This window comes from Mycobacterium sp. 852002-30065_SCH5024008 (genome assembly GCF_001665645.1).
Taxonomy (GTDB): domain Bacteria; phylum Actinomycetota; class Actinomycetes; order Mycobacteriales; family Mycobacteriaceae; genus Mycobacterium; species Mycobacterium paraffinicum.
Genome location: NZ_LZSZ01000156.1, coordinates 1 through 1,700, shown reverse-complemented (window position 1 = coordinate 1,700; position 1,700 = coordinate 1). Strand labels below are relative to the sequence as shown.

Genomic DNA, 1,700 nt, shown 5'->3' with positions numbered 1-1,700 from the left:
GTCACGCCACTCGGGGGCGAAATACGACGGCGGATGCACCAGGCTCGTCGAGGACGTCGACACGACGTTGATGCCGGACTCGAGCAGCCTGACGTAATCCGGGATGGCCAGCGCGTCGCGTTCCGGACCGCTGGCGGCGTAGATGACGCAATCGGGCTTCAACGCAATCAGCGCGTCGGCATCGGTAGTGGCCGCCAGACCGATCGGCTCGCCGTTGGCGAGTTCGCCCGCGTCCCTGCCGTCCTTTTCCGGCGAGTGCACCCAGACCCCGACCAAGTCCAGATTGGGGCGATGCTGGATGGTGCGGATCGCGATCGATCCGATGCCGCCGGTCGCCCACACCACCACGCGATGAGTCGTCATCTTGTTCCTCCTCAGATGCGTGCGCGATGAAAACTGAGGCGGCCGTTGCCCTTTACGCCGACCGTTACCCAACGTTCGCTTCGGAAGCTAGCAGCCGCGCGTCCGCGGGGTCAAGGGTTAAGAGAGCACGCACTATCTTAAAGAACAAATCTTAGGTTAGTCTGCAGCTGTGCGGGCATTGCGGCCGATCCTCAGAGGCGACGCGGGTGCACGCTGATGTTCACCCTTCGGTTCGATATGCGGGCGCCGAGTTGGGCCGGGCCGGCGGCCGACCTCTATACCGCCGCCACCGACATGTGCGCGTGGGCGGAATCCCGCGGCGGCGTGTTGGCCGTGCTCTCCGAGCATCACGGCACCGACGACGGCCACCTGCCCGCACCGCTGACGTTGGCCGCGGCGATCGCGGCCAGGACACGCACATTGGCGATCCTGCTTGCCGCCGTGCCGATTCCGTTGTGGGACCTCGTCCGGCTCGCCGAAGAGATGTGCGTGCTCGACCTGGTCAGCCGGGGACGGGTGTCGTATGCGTTCGGCGTCGGGCATCGACGCGAGGAGTACGACCACTTCGGCGTCGACATGGCCACCCGCGGCCGCGCGGCCGACGAGATGTTGGCGGTGCTCGGGCCGCTGGTGCGCGGGGAGCCCGTCGAATATCGCGGTCGCACAATTCGTGTCACGCCGGCGTGCGGTTCACCCGGTGGACCGATGATGCTGATCGCCGGCGGCAGCGAGGCCGCTGCCCGTCGGGCCGGGCGGTACGGCCTCGGGTTCGTCTCCCAGACGGAGTGGCCGGGCCTGAAGGAGTTCTACGAAGCCCAGTGCCGCGCGCACGGACATGAGCCGGGGATCGTCCAGTTCCCCGTCCCGGGCGCACCCACTGCGGTTTTCGTCGCTGACGACGTGAATGAGGCGTGGGATGTGCTGGGGCCCCACCTGCTGCACGACGCCGTGATGGCGGCTTCCTACCGGCCCCGGGACGATTCCGTCGCGAGCATCACACGCGCCGACAGCGTCGCGGCGCTCCGCGAAGAGCGCGGCCCGTACCGCATATTGACCTCCGACGAGGCGACCGATTACGTGCGCGGCGGCCGGCCGTTGCCACTGCACCCGCTGTGCGGTGGCATCGCGCCCGACGTTGCGTGGCCGTACCTAGAGCGCGCGGCGGCCGCCGCCGCGCGGACACACGTCCAGTAAGGAGAATGCTGATGCGTGTTGTCGTGTGGTCCACCGGGGGAGTCGGCTCGATCGCCATCGATGCCATCAGGCGTCGGCCGGATTTGGAACTCGTTGGCGTGTGGGTACATTCGAGCGACAAGGTCGGCAGGGACGCGGGCGAA

At 67.8% G+C, this 1,700-nt stretch carries 1 protein-coding gene and 2 pseudogenes; 2 read left to right on the top strand and 1 reads right to left on the bottom strand.

The window, feature by feature from the left end:
* Window positions 1-363 (bottom strand): annotated as a pseudogene (locus A5781_RS18935) (dihydrodipicolinate reductase); the annotation flags it as partial.
* Window positions 364-579: 216 nt separating this feature from the next.
* Between A5781_RS18935 and A5781_RS18930 the strand changes: the two are divergent.
* Together A5781_RS18930 and A5781_RS26330 are read left to right on the top strand one after the other, a co-directional pair.
* Complete coding sequence (locus A5781_RS18930; protein WP_067209836.1) at window positions 580-1,557, top strand: LLM class flavin-dependent oxidoreductase; 978 nt, start codon at window positions 580-582, stop codon at window positions 1,555-1,557.
* Window positions 1,558-1,568: 11 nt separating this feature from the next.
* Window positions 1,569-1,700: pseudogene (locus A5781_RS26330) on the top strand (dihydrodipicolinate reductase); the annotation flags it as partial.